Annotated in this window: 20 protein-coding genes and 1 pseudogene; 7 read left to right on the top strand and 14 right to left on the bottom strand. The window is 72.8% G+C overall.

All coding sequences use genetic code 11. The features are described from left to right. The first annotated feature begins 78 nt into the window (after nucleotides 1–78). Nucleotides 79–1,428 carry an HNH endonuclease signature motif containing protein gene (locus ACYVNR_RS02735; protein WP_461046422.1) on the top strand — a complete coding sequence of 450 codons (1,350 nt, stop codon included), beginning with the start codon at nucleotides 79–81 and terminating at the stop codon, nucleotides 1,426–1,428. A gap of 105 nt (nucleotides 1,429–1,533) precedes the next feature. Further along, a complete protein-coding gene (locus ACYVNR_RS02730) occupies nucleotides 1,534–2,778 on the top strand; it encodes a glutamyl-tRNA reductase (protein WP_461046420.1) in 1,245 nt (414 codons plus the stop codon). An 8-nt stretch (nucleotides 2,779–2,786) separates the two neighbouring features. Here ACYVNR_RS02730 and ACYVNR_RS02725 read toward each other — a convergent pair whose 3' ends face one another. The 5 genes from ACYVNR_RS02725 to ACYVNR_RS02705 all read right to left on the bottom strand — a co-directional run bounded on the left by ACYVNR_RS02725 (nucleotide 2,787) and on the right by ACYVNR_RS02705 (nucleotide 7,834). Next, complete coding sequence (locus tag ACYVNR_RS02725) at nucleotides 2,787–3,002, bottom strand: hypothetical protein (RefSeq protein ID WP_461046418.1); 216 nt, start codon at nucleotides 3,000–3,002, stop codon at nucleotides 2,787–2,789. Between the two features lie 285 nt (nucleotides 3,003–3,287). Then, the gene (locus ACYVNR_RS02720; protein WP_461046417.1) at nucleotides 3,288–3,656 is read right to left on the bottom strand and encodes a hypothetical protein; all 369 of its coding nucleotides are present in this window, start codon (nucleotides 3,654–3,656) and stop codon (nucleotides 3,288–3,290) included. A 203-nt stretch (nucleotides 3,657–3,859) separates the two neighbouring features. Beyond that, entirely contained in the window at nucleotides 3,860–5,311 is a 1,452-nt protein-coding gene (locus tag ACYVNR_RS02715) for a carboxyl transferase domain-containing protein (protein ID WP_461046415.1), read from the bottom strand. Next, on the bottom strand, nucleotides 5,311–6,498 hold the full coding sequence (locus ACYVNR_RS02710; protein ID WP_045188637.1) for a CaiB/BaiF CoA transferase family protein: 1,188 nt from the start codon (nucleotides 6,496–6,498) through the stop codon (nucleotides 5,311–5,313). Before ACYVNR_RS02710 ends, ACYVNR_RS02715 begins: the two co-directional genes overlap by 1 nt. Before the next feature lie 4 nt (nucleotides 6,499–6,502). Next, nucleotides 6,503–7,834, bottom strand: a complete 1,332-nt coding sequence (locus ACYVNR_RS02705; RefSeq protein ID WP_461046412.1) for an SLC13 family permease — start codon at nucleotides 7,832–7,834, stop codon at nucleotides 6,503–6,505. Nucleotides 7,835–7,953: 119 nt separating this feature from the next. On the opposite strand from ACYVNR_RS02705, the gene ACYVNR_RS02700 reads away from it, so the two are divergent. Next, complete coding sequence (locus ACYVNR_RS02700) at nucleotides 7,954–8,652, top strand: FadR/GntR family transcriptional regulator (protein WP_458803424.1); 699 nt, start codon at nucleotides 7,954–7,956, stop codon at nucleotides 8,650–8,652. Further along, on the top strand, nucleotides 8,649–9,410 hold the full coding sequence (locus ACYVNR_RS02695; RefSeq protein WP_461046410.1) for a sulfite exporter TauE/SafE family protein: 762 nt from the start codon (nucleotides 8,649–8,651) through the stop codon (nucleotides 9,408–9,410). The genes ACYVNR_RS02700 and ACYVNR_RS02695 overlap by 4 nt, the downstream gene beginning before the upstream one ends. Before the next feature lie 85 nt (nucleotides 9,411–9,495). Here the strand turns inward: ACYVNR_RS02695 and ACYVNR_RS02690 are convergent, their stop codons facing one another. From ACYVNR_RS02690 to ACYVNR_RS02675, 4 genes are all read right to left on the bottom strand, one after another. Next, the gene (locus ACYVNR_RS02690) at nucleotides 9,496–11,058 is read right to left on the bottom strand and encodes a peptide MFS transporter (RefSeq protein WP_461046408.1); all 1,563 of its coding nucleotides are present in this window, start codon (nucleotides 11,056–11,058) and stop codon (nucleotides 9,496–9,498) included. A gap of 78 nt (nucleotides 11,059–11,136) precedes the next feature. Beyond that, complete coding sequence (gene bluB, locus ACYVNR_RS02685) at nucleotides 11,137–12,828, bottom strand: 5,6-dimethylbenzimidazole synthase (RefSeq protein ID WP_461046405.1); 1,692 nt, start codon at nucleotides 12,826–12,828, stop codon at nucleotides 11,137–11,139. Between the two features lie 9 nt (nucleotides 12,829–12,837). Beyond that, nucleotides 12,838–13,701, bottom strand: coding sequence for an SDR family oxidoreductase (locus tag ACYVNR_RS02680; protein ID WP_461046403.1), 864 nt, complete (start codon nucleotides 13,699–13,701; stop codon nucleotides 12,838–12,840). Between the two features lie 25 nt (nucleotides 13,702–13,726). Continuing rightward, a complete protein-coding gene (locus tag ACYVNR_RS02675; RefSeq protein ID WP_045188623.1) occupies nucleotides 13,727–14,239 on the bottom strand; it encodes a MarR family winged helix-turn-helix transcriptional regulator in 513 nt (170 codons plus the stop codon). A 132-nt stretch (nucleotides 14,240–14,371) separates the two neighbouring features. Between ACYVNR_RS02675 and ACYVNR_RS02670 the strand changes: the two genes are divergently transcribed. Next, entirely contained in the window at nucleotides 14,372–15,664 is a 1,293-nt protein-coding gene (locus ACYVNR_RS02670) for an MFS transporter (RefSeq protein WP_461046401.1), read from the top strand. A 9-nt stretch (nucleotides 15,665–15,673) separates the two neighbouring features. Here the strand turns inward: ACYVNR_RS02670 and ACYVNR_RS02665 are convergent, their stop codons facing one another. Next, a complete protein-coding gene (locus ACYVNR_RS02665) occupies nucleotides 15,674–16,423 on the bottom strand; it encodes a DUF5995 family protein (RefSeq protein ID WP_461046399.1) in 750 nt (249 codons plus the stop codon). Nucleotides 16,424–16,440: 17 nt separating this feature from the next. Further along, complete coding sequence (locus tag ACYVNR_RS02660; protein ID WP_461046424.1) at nucleotides 16,441–17,586, bottom strand: aminotransferase class I/II-fold pyridoxal phosphate-dependent enzyme; 1,146 nt, start codon at nucleotides 17,584–17,586, stop codon at nucleotides 16,441–16,443. 142 nt (nucleotides 17,587–17,728) lie between these two features. On the opposite strand from ACYVNR_RS02660, the gene ACYVNR_RS02655 reads away from it, so the two are divergent. Both ACYVNR_RS02655 and ACYVNR_RS02650 read left to right on the top strand, forming a co-directional pair. Next, a complete protein-coding gene (locus ACYVNR_RS02655) occupies nucleotides 17,729–18,259 on the top strand; it encodes a phosphoribosyltransferase (RefSeq protein ID WP_461046397.1) in 531 nt (176 codons plus the stop codon). A 68-nt stretch (nucleotides 18,260–18,327) separates the two neighbouring features. Beyond that, nucleotides 18,328–19,200, top strand: coding sequence for an LLM class F420-dependent oxidoreductase (locus ACYVNR_RS02650; protein ID WP_461046395.1), 873 nt, complete (start codon nucleotides 18,328–18,330; stop codon nucleotides 19,198–19,200). 24 nt (nucleotides 19,201–19,224) lie between these two features. Here the strand turns inward: ACYVNR_RS02650 and ACYVNR_RS02645 are convergent, their stop codons facing one another. The 3 genes and pseudogenes from ACYVNR_RS02645 to ACYVNR_RS02635 all read right to left on the bottom strand — a co-directional run. Continuing rightward, a complete protein-coding gene (locus ACYVNR_RS02645; protein WP_052677101.1) occupies nucleotides 19,225–20,148 on the bottom strand; it encodes an ABC transporter permease in 924 nt (307 codons plus the stop codon). Beyond that, nucleotides 20,145–22,970 (bottom strand): alpha/beta fold hydrolase, encoded by a 2,826-nt coding sequence (locus ACYVNR_RS02640; RefSeq protein WP_461046392.1) that lies wholly within the window; start codon nucleotides 22,968–22,970, stop codon nucleotides 20,145–20,147. The genes ACYVNR_RS02645 and ACYVNR_RS02640 overlap by 4 nt, the downstream gene beginning before the upstream one ends. A 55-nt stretch (nucleotides 22,971–23,025) precedes the next feature. Next, a pseudogene (locus tag ACYVNR_RS02635) lies at nucleotides 23,026–23,203 on the bottom strand (TetR/AcrR family transcriptional regulator); the annotation flags it as partial.

Genomic DNA, 23,203 nt, shown 5'->3' with positions numbered 1-23,203 from the left:
GCCCCGAATCGGATTCGCGGTCATCCACAGATGCTACTTCACCCAAGCAGATATGCAGAACACCTGTACGATAGGGGCATGGGAAGCGCGCAACAGATCGAGCAGGACTGGGACCACGTCGCATCCCTGGCCGCCGACCTGCACGACGCCCACGCCCGCCTCGTCGACTTCGTCACCACCGTCCTGACCGACGGCTCCTGGCAGGCCGCCGGGCTGCGCTCACCCGAGCACTGGCTGATGCTGCGCGCCGGGCTCTCCCGCGGACAAGCCGCCGCCATCCTGCTGCTGGCCCGCCGCGCCGACGAGCTGCCCGCCACCACCACCGCCCTACGCGAGGGCCGGATCAGCCTCGACCAGGCCGCCGTCGTCGCCCGCCACACCCCCACCGCCTTCGACACCACCGCCGCCGAGTTCGCCCAGCACGCCACCGTCACCCAGCTGCAACGCACCATCCCCCGCTACGACTTCACCCTCCAGCCCGACACCGTCGACGAGACCGGCAACGCCCTCCCCGGAGAAGTCCCGCCCGGCGAGCGGGAACTCGGCACCGAGCCCGAGCCCGAGCTCGTCGAGCCCGCAACCCTCACGATCGGCTACACCGACGGCCGGTTCCGGCTGCGCTACGACGCCCCCTCCCACCTCGGCGCCCTCGTCGAAGCCGCCCTCGCCGAAGCCAAGGACCACCTCTTCCACACCACCAGCAGCACCGCCACGAAACACGACGGTGACGTCCTCGACCCCGACCACCACACCACCGACGGCGGCCCACCCCGGATCACCTGGGCCGACGCCCTGACCCTGCTCGCCACCCGCTCCCTCGACACCGCCCGCACAGGTGCGAGTGGCTCCAGCGCAGCCGCCCGACGGGCCCGGTACCGCGTCCAGGTCCACCTCGACACCGACGGCGGCTGGCTCACCGGCAGACCCCGCCTGCCCCGGCACATCATCGACGGGCTCACCTGCGACGGCACCCTCACCCCCGTCTGGCAGACCGCGGGCCACCCCGTCAACGTCGGCCGCAGCCACCGCGTCGTCCCCCACCGCACCCGCACCCTCGTGCTCGACCGCGACCGCGGCTGCCGCTTCCCCGGCTGCCCCACCGCCACCACCGGCCACCTCGAGATCCACCACCTCACCCACTGGCGCGACGGCGGACCCACCGACCTGGCCAACCTGCTCGCCCTGTGCCCCTTCCACCACGACGGGCACCACCGCGGCGAGCTCACCATCACCGGCGACCCCACCCGACCCGACGGCCTGACCTTCACCACCCGACACGGCCTGCACATCGGCCCACCCCAACCACCACCGAGACCCAGACCGCGACCGAGCCGAGAACCACGCCCACGCCCACGCCTCGGACGGCGCTACCCCGCCCCCACCGGCGACACCCTCCACCTGCACCTCGTCGACCTCACCCCCACGTGACGAGAAAGACCCCGGCCCGGGGCCAAAGGTTTTCTTGAGGCCGCCCCCCTACGGTTCCCGTGCCGGTGGTGGTGGCATGGACGGCGAGGGTGGAGGTGGGGCCGCGTGCTTGGACAGCTGGTGATGGCCGGCGTCTCTCACGTTCGTTCGGAGCAGGCACTCCTCGAGGGCACGGCACTTCGACCTACCGACGTGCCGGCGTTCCTGGACGAGCTCCGTGCCGCCGGCTACGAGGAGACGGTCGCCCTCTCGACCTGCAGCCGGACCGAGCTGTACGCCGTCACCGGAGCCGGACGGACGGGTCCGGCAGGTCTGATCGACCTGCTGTTCGGTCGCGTGGGTCCGGACCGCGCCGCCGCCGAATCTGCCGTCGAGGTGCGCTCCGGGTCCGAGGCCATCGGGCATCTCTTCAGGGTGACCGCGGGTCTCGAGTCACGGGTTGTGGGCGAAGCCGACGTCCAGGTCCAGGTGCAGCGCGCCTTCCGTGCAGCCCAGATCGCGGGCACGGCAGGACCACTGCTCGAACGACTCTTTCCCGCCGCGCTGCGCAGCGCGAAACACGCGCATGCCCAGACCGAGCTCGGGAAGCTGAACCGCTCGCTCGCGCGGCGGGCGGTCGACATCGGGTTGGAGCGTCTCGCCGGCGCGGCTTCACCTCGCACGTTGGTCGTCGGCTCGGGACAGATGGCCGCCGCGGCTCTCGCGCGACTGACCGAGCTCGGCCTGTCGGCCCGGGTCGCCGCCCGCAACGAGCTCTACGCCGCCAAGCTGGCGGGCCGGGGCGCCGTCTGCTCGCTCGACGACCTGGTGACCGAGATCAGCCGGACAGACCTGCTGATCTGCACCACCTCGGCAGCACAGCCCGTGGTCACCGCCGCCCACGTGGACGCTGCGCTGCTCGGCCGGCCCGACGTCTTGACCGTCGTCGACCTGTCGGTCCCCCGAAATGTCGATCCGGCAGTGGCGAGGGCCGGACGGGTCCAGCTCGTGGAGCTCGAGGCCCTTCACGACGACGCCCGCCGAGACCCCGCGACGCGTGCCGCCGTGCTGCACGCCGAGGCGCTGGTCGCCACCGCGGCTGGTCGCGTGGTGGACGACCTCGCCGCTCGGGCCGTGGGTCCGCTCATCGAGGCACTGCACGAGCAGGTCAGGCGGCAGTGCCGCGACACACTCCTGCGTCGCAGACCGGACCTGTCCGCAGAGGCCGCTGAACATGCCGCGAACGCGCAGGCCGGCCGGCTGGTCCACGCGCCCACGCTCGCACTCCGCACGGCAGCCGCCACGGGGGATCGAGCAGCTGTCCAGCGGATCGCAGCGTCGCTCGGGCTGGCGCCTCCGGCCGCGACCTGACCCGAACGTCACGCTGAGCGGTCGGGGTCCGGCTCGTCGGGGGTCTGGGTGGACGCGCGTCGCGTGCCCTCGGGGTCCTCAGTGCGCTCTTCGGACTCCTCGAGGATCGCCCGGGCCTGCGCCTCGGGGTCTTCGCTGCCGGCCGCCTGCTCCTCCGGCAGGAGCTCGGCACGGGTCTCGATGCGGTCCTGCTCGGGTTCACTTCTCTCGGGTTCCTGACTCATCACCCGACGGTAGCCGTAGATGCGTCCCTAGAATCCGGACCGCGGCGAGGCGCGGGTCTGGCGCGCACTGGACCGGACCATCGACGAGGCACGTGTGCAGCGGGCAGCCGGCGGCGACGTGCTGCCCGCGGGCGTCGAGCTCGGGTGGGCGCGACGGGATCCGACCGTGACGACGTCAGCTACGGCGTCACCGACCCTCCCGGCACCAGGGGGCGGCCGCTCAGTCGATGCCCGAACCGTACGACCTCCCGTGACAGGCCCCTGACAGGCCATGACAGGTCCCTGTCAGGCGCGCACCGGCAGCAGGACGCGATAGGTGCGCGTCGTCGCGACGCCGGTGCACGTGCCCGCGGCACCGGCCGCGGTCGTGAACCGAGCCGTGACCTCAGCCGGCACGGACCTCGCGGTGACCGACGAAGGCAGCTGTACGCGTACGGCCGTGTAGTCCGTCGCCGCGGCGGCGAGCCGGTCCTCGCGGTAGAAGGACGAGAAGGCCTTGGTGGTCCAGGGGTAGGCGACGGTGGCCCCATCGGCGGCGACCGTGACCGACACCGCGCAGACGGCCGCGTCCGAGGTCCACGGGATCTTCACCCACGACTGCTCGCCCGGCACGACCGCCGCCACCTCACCACTGACCGGGCGCAGCCCGGACACGTCCCCGACCGCACCGCTGGCAGTGGCCTGGACCGTGAGCTCACCCGTCGCGCCGGCCCCGGTCGTCGCGCCAGCGTCGGCGGCCCCGGGAGCGGGGGCCTGTCCACATTCTCCGGACCGGTCCGCAAGGACCGTGCCGTGAAGCAGCAGGAATGGCGCAAGGTCCGCACAAGCGCCACCCCGACGGGCACCGGACCCCGGGCTCAGCTGGCGAGCACGTGCGCCTTCCCGTGGGTCTGCCGCCGCAGGGCAGCCGCCGTCTCGGCCGCAACGGCGGTCGCGAGGCCTGCTGCCGTGTCGCCGACCGGCTCGGGCACGATGTGGCTGACGATGCCGCGCTCGGCCAGGTCGAGCACGCCGACCTGCTGCAGCTCGGCCATCTCGGCGGCGTGCGAGACGTCGCCGTGGACGATGACGCTCGCACCCTCCGGCGGCAGCGGCGACAGCCAGGCGTGCTCGGCCGCGATGACCTCGCGGGCCGGAAGCAGCGCGAGGGCCCCGCCGCCGCAGCCTTGCCCGAGCACGACGGACACCGTGGGCACGGTCATCGTCGTGAGGGTCGCGATGCAGCGGGCGATCTCGCCGGCGATGGCGCCCTCCTCGGCGTGCGGCGACAGCTCGGCACCCGGGGTGTCGATGACCGTGACGAGCGGCAGTCCCAGCTCCTCGGCGAGACGCATCGCCCGGCGCGCCTCGCGCAGCGCGCCCGGCCCCATCGGGGTGGACGGCGTCTGTCGCGACCGGTCCTGGCCGACGAGGACGCACGGCTGACCGTCGAGGCGCGTCAGGGCGACGAGCATCGTCGCGTCACGCTCACCTTCGTCGGTGCCGTTGAGCCGGATCGTGCTGCTGGCGCCGTGGCGCAGCAGCTCGCGCACGCCGGGGCGGCTCGGGCTGCGCGTCAGCTCGATCGACTCCCAGGCGGTGAGGTGCCGGCTCGGCTCGCCCTCGCGCAGCTCGAGACGCGGCACGGTCGGGCCGTCGACGAGCACGCCGAGCGCCCGGTCGACGAGCATCGGCAGGTCCTCCGCGGCGACCACTGCGTCGAGCACGCCCTTGGCCGTGAGGTTCTCGGCCGTCTGCACGTCGCGCGGGAACGTCTCACCGTTGAGCGCCTCGTAGACCTTGGGCCCGAGGAAGCCGATGAGGGCGCCGGGCTCCCCGACGGTCACGTGCCCCAGCGACCCCCACGAGGCGTACACGCCGCCGGTGGTGGGGTGGCGCAGGTGCACGAGGTAGGGCAGGCGAGCGGCCCGGTGCGCCATGAGCGCCCGCGAGATCTCGACCATCTCGACGAAGGCGGGCGTGCCCTCCTGCATGCGGGTGCCGCCGGAGGCGGTCGACGCGAGCACCGGCAGCCCCTCGGCCGTCGCCCGACGCACCGCCGAGGTGATGCGGTGCGCGGCAGCGCGGCCGATCGACCCGGCGAGGAAGCGGAACTCGTTGACCACGACGGCGACCGGTCGGCCGCGCACGAGGCCGCGTCCGGTCAGCACCGACTCGTCGGTGCCGGCCCGCTCTGCCGCTGCCTCGAGCTGGAGCCGGTATGCCTCGGGCTGGCCGCTGATGTCGATGGGCTCGTCCCACGACTCGAAGGATCCGGCGTCGAGCACGAGGTCGAGCAGCTCGTGCGCGGTCCACGGTCGGCGCGCCATCACTCCTCCTTCAGCCAGGCGCGGATCGCCGCGCCGTCCTCGTCGAGGGTGGGCGGCGCGGCGTGGTCGCGACGCGTCACCTCGGTGCCGTCGCCGTCGAAGAAGCGCAGTGGCGGCCCGGGCAGGGTGAGAGCTCCGAGGGTCGGGTGCTCGACCTCGACGAGCAGGCCCTGGCTCGCCGTCTGGTCCCACGCGTACACCTCGTCGAGGGTGCGCACCTTGCCGGCAGGCACGCCGACCTCGGCGAGCCTCGCCAGCAGCGGCTCGGCATCCCAGTCCGCGAAGACGCCCTCGAGCACCTCGATGACGCGCGCCCGGTTGGCTACGCGCTCGGGGTTCGTCGCCAGTCCCTCGGCCGCCGGGTCGAGCCCGAAGGCCGCACAGAGCCGCTGCCACAGCCCTTCGCTGCCGACGGCGATCTGCACCGAGCCGTCGCGGCAGTGGAAGAGGCCGTAGGGGACGATCGACGGGTGGTGGTTGCCGGCCGACCGGCCCACCTCACCGGCGACGGTCCAGCGGGTGCCCTGGAAGGCGTGCACGCCGACGACCGACGCGAGCAGCGAGGTGCGCACGACGCTGCCCTTGCCCGTGCGGTGCCGCTCGTTCAGAGCTGCAACCACGCCGTACGCGCCGTACATCCCCGACAGCAGGTCGGCGATCGGCACCCCGACGCGCTGGGGGTCGTCGGGCCCGGAGCCGGTGAGCGACATGAGGCCGGCCTCGCCCTGGGCGATCTGGTCGTAGCCGGCCCGGCCGCCCTCGGGCCCGTCGTGGCCGAAGCCGGTGATCGACAGGACGACGAGGCGCGGGTTGCGCTGCAGCAGCGACTCGATGCCGAGCCCGAGCCGCTCGAGCACACCGGTGCGGAAGTTCTCGACGACCACGTCGGCGCGGTCCACGAGGGCGAGCAGCACGTCGCGGTCGGCCTCGTCCTTGAGGTCGAGGGTGATCGACTCCTTGTTGCGGTTGGCCGAGAGGAAGTACGTCGACTCGCGCCGCCCCTCCTCGCCCACGAAGGGCGGGCCCCAGCCGCGGGTGTCGTCCCCGCGGCCGGGCGCCTCCACCTTGATGACCCGGGCGCCCTGGTCGGCGAGCATCATCGTCGCGTGCGGACCGGCGAGGGCCCTCGACAGGTCGACGACGACGACGTCGGAGAGGGGGCCGGGGCCGGGTTTGCCTGGGGTCATTCGTTCACCATCCGGGGAGGATCAGGGCGGCCCACACGAGCAGCGGCCCCGCGAGGACCACGATGACGCTGTAGGTGAGGATCTGCTTGTAGTACACCGGCTCGCTGATCGTGTCGGGGCGGTTCGCGAGCATCAGGGCGCCGTTCGTGGAGAACGGGCTGACGTCGACGATGGTCGAGGCGACCGCGAGGGCCGCGACGAACGTGGCCGCCCCGATGCCGCCGCTGCTGATGAGTGGGACGGCGATCGGGATGATGACCGGCAGCAGGGCGGTCGAGCTCGCGAAGGCGGAGACGACACCGCCGACGTAGCAGAGCACGAGCGCGCCGATGACGACGGCGCCCAGGCCTGCGGCCCAGATGCCCACGAACTCGGGCGCCTTCGCCTCGGTCAGCACGGCGGCATACGTGCTCACACCGGCGACGAGGAGGACGGTCGGCCACGCGACCTGCTTGATGGCGTCCTTGTGCTGGTTCGGCGCGAGCATGGCGAGGATGACAGCGGCCGTGATCGACACGAAGCCGATGTTCTTGTCGAACGCCAGCGCGATGACGGCGACGAGCGTGAAGGCGACGAGCGTCAGCACCTGGTCGCGCTTGACGCCGAGGGCCTGCGTGCGGGTCGCGGTGATGGTGCCGGTGCCGCGGGTGGCGACCCCGACGCCGCCGTGGTGCAGGTCGTCGGTGATCTCCTCGTCGGTGATCGGGCCGTCGATGTCGTCGGCGCGCAGGTTCATCAGGCGTCGCCCGCCGAGCACGAGGAAGAGGATGAAGGCCATCGCGAGGTTGACGAAGAAGCTCGCGAGGAAGACGGTCATCTCGCTCGACGGCAGGCCGTTGTCCTTCATCACCGAGTTGGTGATCGTGCCGTAGATGCTGATCGGCGAGAAGCCGCCGCCCTGCGCGCCGTGCACGACGAACATGCCCATCAGCAGCGGGTTGATCTTGTAGCGGCCGGCGAAGCCGAGGGCGATCGGGCCGATGATGGCGCACGCGGCGGGGCTCGCGGCGCCGATGGCGGTGAGCAGCGCCGTGACGAAGAACATCACCCACGGGATGAGGGCGACGCGACCGCCGACGGCCCTGACCGCCGATCTGACGATGAGGTCGACCGTGCCGTTGTTCTTGGCGATCGCGAAGAGGTAGGTGACGCCGATGAGCGTCAGGACGAGGTCGCCACTGACGCCGGCGAGGATCTCCTTCTCGCTGAGCTGGAGTGAGTAGACGCCGACGAGCCAGGCGGCCACGTAGGCCAGGGCTCCCATGTTGATCGGCAGCAGCGTGCCGATCACGAAGAGTGCGACGAGCGCGATGATCGAGACCCATTCCGGTCCCATTGGTGTCCTCCGTCGGTCGCGGCCAGCGCGCCTGGTTCCACGCCCTTGTGACGAGGCTCATGGCTGGCTCAGTGGCCTAGCCAATAGGTCAATGGGCCGACTGTCAATAGAGTGACCCCATGTCGACATCGGGCATGTCCCGCCTCACGCGCACCCGGCTCTACGAGCAGGTGGCCGAGCAGATCACCGCTTGGATCGACGAGAACGGTCTCACGGCCGGCGACCGGCTGCCCCCCGAGCGAGAGCTCGCCCAGCGCCTCGGCGTGAGCCGCGCGACACTCAGCCAGGCCCTCGTCGCCCTCGAGGTCATCGGGGTCGTCACGGTGCGCCACGGCGACGGGACGCTCATCGCCGACGCCCCTGCGCCGCGCCGCATCGTCGAGGCGATCCGCGCGCACGCGCACCGACTCCCCGAGATCATCGAGACCCGCGACGCCCTCGAGACGAAGATCGCCGCGCTCGCCGCGACCCGCCACACCGCCGACGACCTCGCCCGCATCGACGAGGCGCTCGACGACATGGAGCGCGACGTCGAGGCCGGTGGTCGCGGCGTCGAGGGCGACGAGCGCTTCCACGGCGCTGTCACGGCCGCGGCCCACTCGCTGCTGCTCGCCCGGCTCATGGACGAGATCCGCGACCTCGTCCGTGAGACCCGCATCGAGTCGCTGAGCCAGCCCGGCCGTCCCGCAGACTCCCTCGCCCACCACCGCGCCATCGCCAGGGCCATCCGGTCCGGCAACCCCGAGGCGGCCGCTGCCGCCATGCACGCGCACGTCGTCATGGTCAGCGACGTCGCCGTGCTGCGAGACGGGTCGTGACGCCGCTCGAGATGCTCGCCGTGCTCGGCGCGGGTCTCGGCGCCGGCGTCCTCACCTCGACGGTGGGCGTGGCCTCGCTCCTCAGCTTCCCGGTGCTGCTCGCGGTCGGGCTGCCACCGGTCGTGGCCAACGCGTCCAACACGGTCGGTCTCGTGCCCGCCGGTGTGAGCGGCACCTTCGGCTACCGCGAGGAGCTGCGCGAGCACCCCCGCGTCACGTGGACCGTCGTCGTCACGTGCGCCCTCGGCGCCGTGGGCGGGGCCGTCCTGCTGCTCGCCCTGCCCTCGAGCGTCTTCGAGGCGGTCGTGCCGTGGCTCATCCTCTTCACCTGCCTGCTCGTCGGCGTGCAGCCGTGGATCGCGCGCTGGCTGAGGACCCGTGGCGGCGACGACGTGGGGCCGCGCACCCGGATGGGACCGGTCACGACGGCCTTCGCCCTGTTGACCGGCGTCTACGGCGGCTACTTCGGCGCCGGTTCGGGCGTCATGATGGTCGCCGTGCTCGGGCTCGGCCTCGACATCGACCTGCGCGTCGTCAACGGTCTCAAGACGCTGGCGATCTTCGCGGGCAACGTCGTGGCCGGGGTCATCTTCGTCGCCGTGGCCGACCTCGACTGGCGCGCGATCGCGCTGCTGGCGTCGGGGTCGGTCGTCGGCGGCTACGTCGGCGCCCGCGTCGGACGGCGCCTGCCGCCCACGCTCTTCCGCGTGCTCGTCGTCCTCGCAGGTGTCGTCGCGGCCGTGCTGCTGCTGCGCTGAGGCACGTTCCCGCTGCGCCCTCTGGCGATCGAGGTAACCCGTCGCGCCCCCTCGCGACGGCACACCTCGACCCAGCGGCGCCGCGTCAGTGCGCCGAGACGGTGGCAGGCTCAGACGGCTCGGACGATGCGGACGGCTCGGAGACGTGGACCTCGGCCGTCGACATCTTGCGGCGGATCCACGGCACGAGCGCGAGCAGCACGCCCGCGACGACGAGCGTGATGACGCCGTTGACGACGTAGAACGTCGCGTCGCTGAGGCCGCCCATGGCCTGGATGAGCTGGGCCGCGATCGCCTGCCCGGCGGAGCTCGCGAGGAACCAGAGCGCCATCGCCTGGCTTGCGAAGGCCCGCGGCGCGAGGCGCGTCGTGGCCGACAGGCCCACGGGCGAGAGGCACAGCTCGGCGACCGTCTGCATGGCGAAGACGCCACCGAGCACGTAGACCGGGGCGGTGTTGCCCTGGTAGCCGGCGAAGGCCCAGGCCATGGCGAGCGCCGACAGGCCGATGATCGTCACACCGAGGGTGAACTTCATCGGCGTGGACGGGAAGCGCCCGGCACGCCGCGTCCAGATCCAGCCGAAGACCGGCGCGAGGAGCACGATGGCCAGCGGGTTGATCGACTGGAACCACTCGGGATTCACCGCGACGCCGGCCGTCTCCTTGACCGTGTTGTCGGCCGCGAAGATCGCCATCTTGCCGGCGGCCTGCTCGAAGATCATGAAGAAGAGCATCGCGCCGACCCACAGCGGCAGGTACGCGGCGAGGTGCGACTTCTCCTCGCGCTCCACCTTGGGGCTGCGGAACATCATCGTGAAGTACGCGATGGGCGTGGCGACCGCGACGATCGAGATCGCGTCGATGACCTGGTCGAGCACGGTGTCGCGCCACAGGCCGGCGAGGGCCACGACGGCGACGAACGCGACGAGGATGCCGACGGCGAGCGCGCCGACACGGCTGCGCTCCTCGGGGGCCAGCGGGTTGGGCACGTCGTCGACCGTGCTGCCGAGGGCGCGGCGCCCGACGACGAACCAGGCGATCGCGATGGCCATGCCGACGGCCGCGGCCGAGAAGCCCGCGTGGTAGCCGTAGTGCTCACGCAGCCAGCCGACGACGAGCGGCGAGAAGAACGAGCCGATGTTGATCGACATGTAGAAGATCGAGAAGCCGCCGTCACGGCGGGCGTCCTCGGCGCGGTAGAGCGTGCCGACCATCGCCGAGACGTTGGGCTTGAGCAGACCGGTGCCGAGCGCGACGAGCGCGATGCCGAGCCACGCCGTCGCGGCGGTCGGCAGGGCGAGGCACACGTGACCGGCCATGATGACGACCGCGCCGTAGAGGGTCGATCGGCGGGCGCCGAAGACGCGGTCGGCGGTGAAGCCGCCGATGATCGAGAGCAGGTAGACCGAGGCGCCGTAGATCGAGACCACGGCCGCGCCGGTGGTCTCGTCGATGCCGAGACCACCGTTGGCCGCCGTGTCGACGAGGAAGTACAGCAGGATGGCGCGCATCCCGTAGTAGGAGAAGCGCTCCCACAGCTCGACGAAGAAGAGGGTCGACAGGCCCCGCGGGTGGCCGAAGAAGGCGCGGTCGCCGGGGTCGGCGCCCCGTTCCGGGGTCGGCGGACGGTCTGAGGTCTGTGTGGACATGCTTCGCTCCCAGCCCCTCGTGAGGGCAGTCGGACGGTTGGACAACCCGTCCAAACTAGGTGGGCCCCCTCGCCCGACTCAAACCGTGGACGTGCGGGCGACCCCTCGGCGCAGGGCGAGCGCGTCCTTGACCAGGCCGGTCGCGAGGGCCGCCCCGACGCCCTCCCCCGCACGGATGCGCAGGTCGAGCAGGGGCTCGAGACCGAGCTCGTGGAGCACAGCGGCGTGGGCCTTCTCACGTGAGCGCTGGCCCGCCACGAGGTGCGCCGCGACGGCGGGCTCGGCCCGCACGGCCGCCAGCGCGCACACCGAGGTCGCGAGCCCGTCGAGCACGACGACTCCCCCGGCCTCGGCGGCACCGAGCACGACGCCGGTGAGCACGGCGAGCTCGCCACCGCCGAGTCGCCGCACCGCCTCGAGCGGATCGAGAGGCTCGTCGGCGCGCGCGGCGGCGCCCACTCGTTCGAGAGCCCGGGTCACGACGTCGCGCTTGCGATCGACCATCGCCGAGTCCGCCGACGAGCCGCGCCCGACGACCGCGTCGGCCGAGAGGTCGAGGAGCGCGGCGGCGACCGCGGCCGCGACCGTCGTGTTGCCGACGCCGACCTCGCCGAGGGCAACGGGACCGCCCGGCGCGAGGGCGCGACCGCGCTCGCGACCCAGAGCCAGCAGACCGGCATACGTGGTCTCGTCGAGTGCATCTTCGTTGACGAGATCGCCTCTGCTGCAGCCGATCCCGGCGTCGATGAGCTCGACGTCGAGCCCAGCCGCGGCAGCCGCGACGGCGCCCATCGACGTGCCCTCGCGAGTGGCGCGGGCGACGTCGGCGGTGACCGACGGGTCGAAGGCCGTGACGCCGTATGCCGTCACGGCGTGGTCGGCGGCCGCGACGACGAGGGTGCCCCCGCCGTCCACGGCAGGCAGCGCGGTGACGCGGTCGAGCACCGAGTCGAGGACGCCGAGCGAGCCGGGCACGGTGAGGAGGTCGTCCGACCGGTCGCGAGCGCCGACGACGTGCGCCTGGTCGGGGGCCCGCAGGTGCGAGGTCGGGGCGTCGCGCTCGGTCCACCGCTCGCGCATGACGACCTGCTCGAGCGGCAGGCGCCTGCTCCAGCCGGCCCGCTCGAGGCCTGGCTCGGGCGGGCGCTCATCGGGCCAGCCGAGGCAGAGCCAGCCGAGGGTCTCGACGCCGTCGGGCAGCCCGAGCAGCTCCTTCAGCTCGTCCGGCTCGAAGAGGGTGACCCAGCCGAGGCCGAGGCCGTGGGCGCGGGCCGTCAGCCACATGTTCTCGATGGCAGCCGCGCACGACCAGAGGTCGGCGTCGGGGAAGGTGGCGCGACCGAGCACCCCGGCCGCCGGGGTGCGGCGGTCGCACGCCACGACGACGCCGACCGGGGCCTCGCGGATGCCCTCGAGGCGCAGGTCGAGCAGGCCGCGGGCCGACTCATCCGCCATGCCGGCGGCCTGGCGCAGCCGGCAGCGGTCGGCCATGAGGGCCGCAGTGTCGCGGGTCTGCGCCTCGGTGACGACGACGAAGCGCCACGGCTGGCTGTGCCCCACCGAGGGTCCGCGGTGGCCGGCGGTGAGCACGGCCGTCAGCACGTCGTCGGGCACCGGGTCGGGGCGGTAGCGCCGGATGTCGCGGCGGGCGCCGACCACCCTCTCCAGCGATGCGAGGTCGTCGGGCATCGCCCACGCGTCAGGCGCCTGGGCGCGCTCGACCGCGGACGTCGCGTCGCCGATGGTCGGGACGGGCCTCCGGTAGCTCACGCGGCGACTCTAGTTCGGGGCGGTCTCGACCCACCCGCGGGTCGCGCCGAGCACCCGGCTCCCGTCGGTGTCGGCGAGGGACAGTCCGACGAACGCGGTCGCCCCCGCCGAGGTCTGCCAGCGGAACCGGTACTCGCTCGACAGGGCGGCGTCGGCGATCGCGACAGCCGCGTCGCGCGAGCTCTGGGCGCCCGCGAAGGCCCCGGCGGTGCGGGCGAGGTAGGCGGAGAGCTGGGCGGCATACGGGTCGTCGAGCACCTCGTCGGCCCGGGCCACGTTGCCGACGAAGTCGCTCGCGACGGCAGCCGGCTCGACGACCGAGACGTGAACGCCGTGCGGCAGCATGACGACGGCCAGCGACTGCATGAAGCCCTCGACGGCGAACTTCGCGCCGCAGTAGGCGTCGGCGAAGGGCTGGCCGACCGCGCCGCCGACGCTCGTCACCGTGAGCACGGTGCCCGCACCTGCCTCGCGCATGTGTGGCAGCGCGAGCTTGGTCAGGGCGACCGGGCCGAGGTAGTTGACCTCGAGCTGGTCGCGCACGTCGCCGATCGAGAGCTGTTCGGCGGTGGCGACGGCGCCGCGGCCGGCGTTGTTGACGAGCACGTCGATGCGCCCGTGGTCGGCGACCACCCCCTCGACGCAGGCACGGGCGGCCTCGTGGTCGGTGACGTCGAGGGCGCGCACGTCGAGCTCGACGCCCGCCTCGCGCGCGGCATCGGTCAGGGCCGCTGCCCGGGAGGGGTCGCGCATCGTGGCGACGACGGTGAGGCCGCGCCTCGCCAGCTCGACGGCCGTGTGCAGGCCCATGCCGGAGGAGGTGCCGGTGACGAGGGCGACCCGGGCCGTCGACGGGCTCTGCTGCTCGCTCATGCCGCGACGCTACGCCGGGCGACGGTCACGCGTCGACGTCGTCGAGGCCCTCGATGACGATCTCGAGCAGGCGCGCGAGCTCGTGGCGCTCGGGGGTCGACAGGCCGCGCAGGGTGTCGCTCTCGACGACGTTCGACTCGCGGACGGCGGCGCTGAAGAGGGCCCAGCCGTCGGTCGTCAGCGACACGAGCGTGCGGGTGCGGTTGGTCTCGTCGGGGCGTCGCTGCACGAGGCCTCGGCCCGACATCTTGTCGAGGCGGTGCGTCATCGACGACGGCGCGACGTTGGACAGGTCGGCGAGCTGGCTCGGGGTGAGGCACGTGTCGCCGGCGCGGGCGAGGGCGGCCAGCACCGACCACTCGCCCTGGGTGAGGTCGAGGTCGGCGAACTGCCGCACGTACCACTGGTCGAGCTTCTTCGTGACGGCGTAGACGGCCGTGATGACGCGCTGGACCGACTCCTCGCCGCCGGCGGCGACGTAGGTGGCGACGTCGGCCGCGTGCTCCTGCTGGGCGGACCGCCGTCGCTTCGCTGCCATGGAACCGCATTGTTCCATCCCTGCGCGCACTGCTAATGTTCGATATCGAACTTCGAATACGAAATATTCGAGGTCGAAACTGCGTTGTCGAACGCGTCCCCGAAACCCAGACCCCCGAAGGGTGTGAATCCCGTGCGCACCAAGCTCCTCGTCCTCGCGTCGTCAGTCGGCATGCTCGGATGGGGAACCGTCCTGCCCTACCAGTACGCGTACGCGGCCAACACCCGCGGCTGGGGCGCCCTCACGGCCGCCCTCGCCAGCACGCTCTTCTCCGTCGGGGCGCTCGTCGCGGCGCCGTTCGCCGGGCGGCTGAGCGACCGGTTCGACCCGGTCGTCGTCGCCGTCGTCGCCAAGCTCGTCGCCGCGGCTGGCGTCGGCAGCCTGGTCTGGGCCGACGCGCCCGCCACCTTCCTCGCCGGCATGTTCGTCTTCGGCTTCGGCCTGACGGCGTCCGGCCCTGCCGCCTCGGTGCTCGTGCTGCGCTGGGCCGGCAGCGACGACCGCCGCAAGGTCTTCGCGTACAAGTTCACGGGCGAGGCGATCGGCATGGCGGTCGGTGCCTTCGTCGCCGGCCAGTTCGTCGACCTCGCGCGCCCGGACGGCATGACGGCCGCCTTCGTCGCCGCCGGAGTGGGCTTCGCCCTGTCCGCCGTGACCATCCACCTGGCCGGCATCGGCGCCCCCACCGAGATCGCGCCCGACCTCGCCGCCGGTGAGGCGGAGCAGCGGCTCGGCACCGTCGAGGCGCTGCGCCGCATCTTCGCGGTGCCCGCCCTGCGCTGGACCGCCGTCGTCACCGTCGCCCTGGCCCTCGGCTTCTACGCCCAGTTCGAGTCGGGCCTGCCCGCGTACGCGTTGACGGTCCTCCACGTCGACGAGTCGGCCATCGGGCTGGCCGCAGCCGTCAACTGCATCGTCATCGTCGCGCTCCAGGTCGTCGTGGTGCGGCTCACCGCGCGGCGCAACGCCGCCAGCCTGCTCATGGTCGTCGGCGGCGTGTGGACGCTGTCGTGGGTCGTCCTCTCGGTCGCCCAGCTGACCCCCGACGTCGCGGCCGCCCTCTTCGTCACGACGTTCGGCATCTTCGCCGTCGGCGAGACGATGTACGCGCCGGTGCTGAACCCGCTCACCGCGAGCCTCGCCCCCAAGGGCCTCGTCGGCACGACGCTCGGCACCTTCACCGCGATCCAGACCACCTTCTCGGCCGTCGGCCCGCTCGTCGCCGGCGCCCTGCTCGGCCTCGGCCTCGCGAACGGGTTCCTCGGGCTGCACCTCGTGATCAGCCTCGTCGCCGTCTACGGCGCCTGGCGGCTGCGCGCCGCCCTGCGCACGGGCGCGACCCCGCCGGCCCCCGTCGCCGAGCCGGCGCCTGCCGTCGAGGCCGCCATCGAGCCCGTCGCCCGGCCGGTCGCCACCCCCGCCTGACCCGCACTGTCAGGCGGGGGCGGCCACCGGGGTGAGCAGGCAGCGACCGGCGAGCCCGACGCTCCGGTCGAGCCGGTCGAGGAACTCGGTGCGCAGCGGCTCGACGCCCTGCAGCTCCCACAGCACTCGGGCGTTGGTCCAGGCGGCGTCGCGCGCGCGGGCGATGCTCCACGAGCCGACGAGGTTGGTCACCGGCGCCGCGACCGCGTCGAGCTCGAGGTGGATGCCGTCGAGGAAGGAGCGGCGCACCTGCTCCTGCACCGACTCGAGGATGCCGGTGATGCGCTGGTAGTCGGCCTCGACCCCGGCGGCGTCGAGGTCGGTGCCGAGCTGCCGGCAGGTGCGCACGAGCGCGAGCGGCAGGTCGTGGTTGATGTGCGCGTTCATGCCGGCGATCGCGAACTGGATCGAGAGGATGCCGGGCGTGCGACGGCACTCCACGAGCGGCGCCCAGGCGTGTGGGGGGTCACCCGCGGTGAGCGCCTCGAGGTAGAGGCCGGCGAAGACGACGTCGAGCCTCGTCATGAACCGCCCGTCGGCGAAGTCGTCGCCCGCCACGCGGTCACGCACGAGCTCGGTGACGTGCACGTACATCTCGTGGAACGCTCGCACCCCGTCGCCTTCGGGCAGCGTCGCACCTGCCGCGCGCATCCGGTCGAGCACCTCGTCGATCGTCACGGCCTGCCCGGCAGGCGTCGGCTCGGGACGGCCGCCCAGGCGGGTGCGGACGACGCCGACGAGGTCGCTGAACCAGCCCATGCCGGGACGCTAGCGGCTCACCGCGCGTTGAAGGCCTCGATCCGGTCGATCGCCTCGCCGACGGCGGTGCTGCCGGCCGCGAAGCTGAGCCGTACCGAGCGACCGCCGGCACGGTCGTCGAAGTCGCCGCCCGGAGTGATGGCGACGCCGACGTCCTCCAGCAGGGCCCGGGCGTACGCCGCCGAGCTCCCCCAGCGCTCGAGCAGCGGGCCGAGGTCGGCCCAGTAGTAGAACGCGCCGTCGGGTGGTGCCGAGTCGCCCCACCCGAGTCGGGCGGCATGGTGCAGCAGCAGCCTCCGCGTGCGCGCGAACTCCTCCACCGCCTCGTCGCACTCACGGTAGGACTCCTCCGCGAAAGCCGACACGGCGGCATACTGCGCCGGGGCGGGCGGGCAGAGCGCGACGTTGCCGGCGAGCGCGTCGACGGGGCGCGCGAGGTCCTCGGGCAGCAGCAGCCAGCCCAGGCGCCAGCCCGTCATGCCCCAGTACTTGCTGAACGACGAGACCACGACCGAGGAGTCGTCGGTCTCCCACGCGCAGACGCCGCGCGGGTCGGGCGAGCCCGGCTCGGGGTAGGTGACACCGTGGTAGATCTCGTCGCTGACGAGCCGGACGCCGTTGGCGGCGCACCAGCCCGTGATCGCCGCCAGCTCGGCACGGTCGACCATCGTGCCGGTCGGGTTGGCGGGCGAGGCGACGATCAGTCCGGCGAGCGGGCCGTCCACCTGCGCCGCATCCAGCAGCTCGGGTGTCGGCTGGTAGCGCGTGTCAGGTCCGCAGTCGATCTCGACGACCTCGCAGCCGAGCGAGGTGAGGATGTTGCGGTAGGCGGGGTAGCCGGGCCGGGCGAGGGCCACCCGGTCGCCCGCCTCGAACGCCGCGAGGAAGGCCAGCACGAATCCGCCCGAGGAGCCGGTCGTGATCGCGACCCTGGCCGGGTCGACGTCGAGGCCGTACCAGCGCCGGTAGTGCGCGGCGATCTCGGCGCGCAGCTCGTGGATGCCCAGCGCGGAGGTGTAGGTGAGCGCCCGGCCGGAGGCGTGGATGCGAGCGGCCGCCTCGGAGACGAGCGCCGGCGCCCCGCCGGACGGCTCGCCGGCGCACAGCGAGACGACGTCGCGCCCCGCGGCGCGGAGCACAGCGACCCGGTCGAGCACGTCCATCACCTCGAACGGCGGCACCTGCGAGCGCCGGGACGGACCGAGGAGACGGGGCGGTTGGCTCACCCGGCCAGTCTGCCCGACGGGCCGACGAGCCGGACCACCGGGAAACACGGTGTTCACCCGGGGTGGCTAGCCTCGGTCCATGACCACCGCCTACGACGCCGACTCCTCCGCCCTGGTCGACAAGGAGGTGCTGACGTGGGAGGGCTTCGGCACCGCCATCCGTGAGCTCGCGACGCTCGTCGCCGACTCGAGCTTCCGCCCCGAGATCCTCGTGGCGGTGGCCCGCGGCGGGCTCATCCCGGGCGGCGGCCTCTCCTACGCCCTCGGCATCAAGCTCACCGACGCCATCAACGTGGAGTTCTACACCGACGTCGAGGAGACGTTGCCCGACCCGGTGCTGCTCGCCCCGCACCTCGACACCGAGAGCATCAAGGGCCGCCGGATCCTCGTCGTCGACGACGTCGCCGACTCTGGTCGCACCCTGGCCCTCGTGCTGGACCTGCTCCAGGAGCACGGGGCCGAGGCGCGCAGCGCCGTGATCTACGGCAAGTCGAGGTCGGTCGTGACGCCCGACTACGTCTGGCGCGAGACGGACCAGTGGATCGTCTTCCCGTGGTCGGCGGAGCCTCCCGTGTCGGGGTCGCAGGTCGGGACCGCCGACGCCGAGTGACCGGTGCCCGACCGAGGCTGTGAGTCGGCTGGAAGCGTCGGCCGCCTCACGCACGTAGTGTGCGAGTCATGGACCTCGGACTGCACCTCGCCAACTTCACGTGGAGCGGCGGCTCCGCGACCTTCGTCGACGACCTCGTGCGCACAGCACGCACCGCCGAGGACGTCGGCTTCACCAAGCTCTCGGTGATGGACCACGTCTGGCAGATCCGGGGCGTCGGGCCGAAGGAGCACGAGATGCTCGAGGCCTACACGGCCCTGGGCTTCCTCGCCGCGGTCACCGAGCGGGTGGAGCTGCTCGCCTGGGTGACGGCCGCCGTCTACCGCGAGCCGGGCCTGCTCGCCAAGGAGGTCACGACGCTCGACGTGCTGTCGAAGGGCCGGGCCTGGCTGGGCATCGGCGCCGCCTGGAACGAGGAGGAGTGCGTCGGGCTCGGCCTGTCGTTCCCGCCGACGGCCGAGCGCTTCGAGCGGCTCGAGGAGACGCTGCAGATCTGCCTGCAGATGTGGAGCGAGAGCGACGAGCCCTACGAGGGCAAGCACTACCGCCTCGGCAGCACCCTCAACTCGCCGCAGTCGGTGCAGCGGCCGCACCCGCCGATCCTCATCGGCGGTGGTGGCGAGAAGAAGACGCTGCGGATGGTGGCGCAGTACGCCCAGGCGTGCAACCTCTTCGACTCCCCGGACCTGGCCCACAAGCTCGAGGTGCTGCGCGGTCACTGCGAGGCGCTCGGCCGCGACTACGACGAGATCGAGAAGACGGTCATGAGCCGCATCGACCCGGGCCCCGACGGCGCGAACGTCGACGCGACCCTCGAGCACCTGGGCGAGCTCGCGGCGCTCGGCGTCACGCACGTGCACTCCATCGGCGGCGACGGCTCGCGCACCGACTGGCTCGAGATCTTCGGCGAGCGCATCATCCCCGAGGCGAAGAAGCTCTGAGCCGCGCCGTTTCCGGCGCCGGCGTCAGCTCAGGATGTCGGACCGCCGGAACCGGCGGTAGGCGAGCATCGTGAAGGCGACGGCCCAGACGAGCGACCACAGCACGCCGTGCGCCATGTCGTTCCAGTCGGGCGACACCGCCAGGGCGTCCTGCCACTCGCGGGAGTAGTGGCCCGGAAAGGCGTTGCGGTAGGGGTCGAGCGCGTCGAGCTGGTCGAGGATGTTGAGCAGGATGCTGAAGAGCACGGCTCCGCCGACCGCGGCGAGGGGCGCGTCGGAGCGCGTGCCGAGCCAGAAGGCGATGGCGCCGATCGGCAGCAGCGTCACGAAGATGTAGCCCATCGCCAGTGCGAGCCGCGGCAGGAACTGCCCCCACTCGAGGTTCTCGCCGATCGGGTTGGTCAGCGGCTCCCACCCGTAGGCGATGCCGCCGACGAGCAACCCCCACGCCGGCAGCAGGATCGTGGCGGCGAGCGTCGAGGCGACCCCGATGACGAGCTTGCTCGTCAGCAGCCGGGCCCGCTGCACCGGCGCGATGAGCAGGTAGCGCAGCGACGACCACGACGCCTCGGACGGCACGGCGTCTCCGCAGAACAGCGCGGCGAGCAGCACGAGCAGCAGCTCGGACGCGAGGAAGACGAGCACGAGGCTGAAGTTCGCGGCGCCGCTCTGGGCGAGGTCGAAGATGCGGGTCGTCGTGCCGCCGCGGTTGTTGTTGCTGCGCTGCCCGAACGCGAACGACGCGACGAGCACGAGCGGCAGCGCGAGCAGCAGACCGAACGCCCAGGTCGTACGCCGTCGCCCCCACTGGCGCCGCAGCTCGGCCCGCCACGAGAGCGGGTCGCGAACGAAGGTCGTCTCGGCGCTCGGTGCCGCGCCGGGCTCGATGGCGTCGAGCAGCGCCTCGCCCGGAGTGGGTGCCGCGGTGTGCTCGGGTTGGTGGGTCATCGCGCCCTCACCTGCCTCAGTCGTTCGATGAGGGAGGCTCCCTCGTCTCCGGGTTCGCCTGCGCCGGCTCCGGCCGAGCCGGTCGCCGACGAGATGACCCCGAGGAAGACCTCCTCGAGGTGGCGCCTACTGCTGACACCGACGACGGGCAGACCCGCCGCGACGGCCGCTGAGACGACCTCGGCGCGACCGCGGTCGGCGACCACGACGAGCCGGGTCGGGGTGTCGACGCGCACCTCGGCGATGCCGTCGGCCGCCTCCAGGGCGTGCACGCCGGCGTTGACGACCTCGTGCGCGACGTGCTCGGGCAGGTCGAGGATGGTCGTGTCGTCGCTGTCGACGAGGTCGGCGACGGGGCCCTGGGTCACGACGCGTCCGGCGTGCATGACGACGACGTGGGTGCAGGTCATCTCGACCTCGGCGAGCATGTGGCTCGACACGACGACGGTGCGCCCGGTCTCGGCGTAGCGGCGCAGGATCGGTCGCATGGCCGCGATCTGCGGCGGGTCGAGGCCGTTGGTCGGCTCGTCGAGGATGAGCAGCTCGGGCAGCCCGAGCATCGCCTGCGCGATGCCGAGTCGCTGCTTCATGCCGTGGCTGTAGGACTTCACCGGCCGGTCGACGGCGCCGCCGAGGGCAGCCACCTCGAGCGCCTCGTCGAAGTGGGCGTCGGCCGGGTCGCGGCCGGTGGCCGACCAGTAGGCCTCGAGGTTCTGGCGCCCGGTGAGGTGCGGCAGGAAGCCGGGCCCTTCGATGAGCGCCCCGACCCGACCGAGCACGGCGGAGCCCGCGGTCACCGGCTCGCCGAGCACGTGCACGCTGCCGGCGTCGGAGGAGATGAGTCCCATGACCATGCGCATCGTCGTCGTCTTGCCGGCTCCGTTGGGCCCGAGCAGGCCGACGACCTGGCCCTTCTCGGCGCGCCACGACACGTCGTCGACGGCGCGGTGCCCGTCGGAGTAGGTCTTGACGAGCCCCTCGACGACGAGCGGCACGTCGGCGAGGTCGGGACGCGACGGCAGCAGCCGGCGACGGCGACGACGCAGCAGCCAGCCGACGAGGGCCACGAGGAGCAGGGCCGCGAGCACGCCGCTCGCGAGGATGGTCTCGGTGTCGACGCCGACGGCCACGGCACCGCCGACCTCGGCTCCGGAGGCCACGGGCAGCGTGATCGCCGACGCGTCGCCGATGAGCAGGCGCCCGGGCGTGCGCGAGTTGGAGAAGGTCGACTCGGTGCTCGTGAGCAGCACGCGCCAGCGGGTGCCGGCCGGCATGACGTAGGTCGCGGGCGGCAGCGAGATCGTCACGGGCGTGGGCCTGCCCGGGGTCACCGTCAGGCGAATCGGCGCCACGAGCGGGTTGGTGAGGGTCACGGACCCACCGGTGACGCGCCAGACGGAGGCGAAGAGGGTCACGTCGGTGCTGTCGGAGGTCACGGTGAACCGCATCGTCGGCGACCCGACGACGGTCGCCGCCTCGCTGATCGGCCGGGAGTCGAGAGCGGCGGACTGTCCTGGCAGGGCGGCGATCTGGTACGTCGAGACGGTGATCCCGAGGGCGGCGAGCCCGGGCACGGCGATGAGCGATGCCGGCTGACCACCGGGCGGGTGCAGCAGCGCACCAGACGCTGTCGACAGCGGCAGCTCGCGCGTCTCGACCTTCGAGCCCGACAGCCCCGGGTAGGCCGGCAGCGTGTGCAGGGTCGTCGGCGCGTTCGGACGCGTGTTGCGCGTGCCGTAGGTGAAAGCGGCTGTGGGCAAAGCGGATTCAGGCCCGGCCTTGTCGCGCACGTAGTGGTCGAGCCACGTGTAGGAGGCCTCGACCTCCTCCGCCTCGTGCGAGCTGGGGGCGTCGTGGCCCCCGTCGCTCCACCTGACGGCATACGGCGTGCCCTTGGCCGCGAGCGCCGACGCGGTGGCGTCGGCCTGGTCGAGACCGAAGAGGGAGTCGCCGACGCCCTGGACGAGGAACGTCGGAGCGGTGACCGCGTTCATCGTCGGCTTGGGGCTGTGGGCGCGAAGCAGGGCGGTCAGCTGCGGCGGCGGTGCGCCGGTCTCGGACGTCTGGACGAAGAGACGGCAGATCGTCGGGTCGAAACGGCCGCAGTCGGTGGCTCCCGCCCCGCCACCGCCGCGCAGCGCCGACAGGAAGAAGTTCGTGGCCCAGACCTGCTTGAACGGGCCCGGCCCGTCGACCGGGCGGCGTCCGGCGGCCGTCGTGGACGGCGTCGTGACCGCCGACTGCGGGAAGAACGCGTCGGCGAGGTCGTTCCACGTGATCGCCGAGACGACACCGTCGACGCGACGGTCGGTGCCGGCGAGCATGAGGCCGAGTGCGCCGCCGTAGGAGGCGCCCATGACGCCGGCGCGCGGGTCGCCGGTCGCGTCGAGCTCGACGTCGGCGCGCCTGGCGGCGAGGTCGAGCAGCCTCTTCGCGTCGGCGATCTCGTATGCCGGGTCGTTGAGGTGGATGCGCCCACCGGAGCGGCCGTGACCGCGGGCGCTCCACGTGACCACCACGTAGCCGCGCGCGTTCAGCTCGTCGGCCTGTGCTGTCACAGAGTCCTTGGTGCCGCCGAAGCCGTGGGCGAGCAGCACCACCGGGTGCCGGCCCGCCGCCTGGGGCCAGATCGAGACGTCGAGGTTGACGGCGGTGCCGTCGGGCTCGGCCCCGACCGGCACGCTCGACACCTCCGGCGTGGCACCGTCGGCGGCCGGTGCGGCGCTGAACGCCGGGGCCGCGTGGGCGGGCGCTGCGGCGAGCCCCGACCCCAGGCCGGTCGCGAGGACGAGCGCGGCGAGGAGGGGTGCCCGGGGCAACATGCCCACATCACATCACGCGTACCAGCGGAGCGGTCGCGGTCCGTCGAGGGTTGGGTCAGGCGGGACGGGTCCGAAGGCCTTCGACGACCAGGTCGAGGACGGCGTCGAGCTGGCCGTCGAGCCCCTCGCGGCGCCACTCGTCGGCATGTGCGGGGTGGTGGAAGACCGCCGTCGCCTGGAGCACGGCAAGCCCCGCTGCGACAGGGTCGTCGACGCTGAGCTCGCCCGCCTCG

The sequence above is a fragment of the Terrabacter koreensis genome, assembly GCF_054783315.1.
The sequence above is the reverse complement of the archived record's forward strand: the minus strand, read 5'-3'. Positions and strand labels throughout refer to the sequence as shown.

Coding starts and splice junctions, on each gene's coding strand:
- ACYVNR_RS02645 (WP_052677101.1), bottom strand. CDS start 20,148: ATGACCCACCAACCCGAGCACACCGCGGCACCCACTCCGGGCGAGGCG.
- ACYVNR_RS02650 (WP_461046395.1), top strand. CDS start 18,328: ATGGACCTCGGACTGCACCTCGCCAACTTCACGTGGAGCGGCGGCTCC.
- ACYVNR_RS02640 (WP_461046392.1), bottom strand. CDS start 22,970: ATGTTGCCCCGGGCACCCCTCCTCGCCGCGCTCGTCCTCGCGACCGGC.
- ACYVNR_RS02700 (WP_458803424.1), top strand. CDS start 7,954: ATGTCGACATCGGGCATGTCCCGCCTCACGCGCACCCGGCTCTACGAG.
- ACYVNR_RS02655 (WP_461046397.1), top strand. CDS start 17,729: ATGACCACCGCCTACGACGCCGACTCCTCCGCCCTGGTCGACAAGGAG.
- ACYVNR_RS02680 (WP_461046403.1), bottom strand. CDS start 13,701: ATGAGCGAGCAGCAGAGCCCGTCGACGGCCCGGGTCGCCCTCGTCACC.
- ACYVNR_RS02665 (WP_461046399.1), bottom strand. CDS start 16,423: ATGGGCTGGTTCAGCGACCTCGTCGGCGTCGTCCGCACCCGCCTGGGC.
- ACYVNR_RS02705 (WP_461046412.1), bottom strand. CDS start 7,834: ATGGGACCGGAATGGGTCTCGATCATCGCGCTCGTCGCACTCTTCGTG.
- ACYVNR_RS02710 (WP_045188637.1), bottom strand. CDS start 6,498: ATGACCCCAGGCAAACCCGGCCCCGGCCCCCTCTCCGACGTCGTCGTC.
- ACYVNR_RS02690 (WP_461046408.1), bottom strand. CDS start 11,058: ATGTCCACACAGACCTCAGACCGTCCGCCGACCCCGGAACGGGGCGCC.
- ACYVNR_RS02660 (WP_461046424.1), bottom strand. CDS start 17,586: ATGGACGTGCTCGACCGGGTCGCTGTGCTCCGCGCCGCGGGGCGCGAC.
- ACYVNR_RS02725 (WP_461046418.1), bottom strand. CDS start 3,002: ATGAGTCAGGAACCCGAGAGAAGTGAACCCGAGCAGGACCGCATCGAG.
- ACYVNR_RS02735 (WP_461046422.1), top strand. CDS start 79: ATGGGAAGCGCGCAACAGATCGAGCAGGACTGGGACCACGTCGCATCC.
- ACYVNR_RS02675 (WP_045188623.1), bottom strand. CDS start 14,239: ATGGCAGCGAAGCGACGGCGGTCCGCCCAGCAGGAGCACGCGGCCGAC.
- ACYVNR_RS02715 (WP_461046415.1), bottom strand. CDS start 5,311: ATGGCGCGCCGACCGTGGACCGCGCACGAGCTGCTCGACCTCGTGCTC.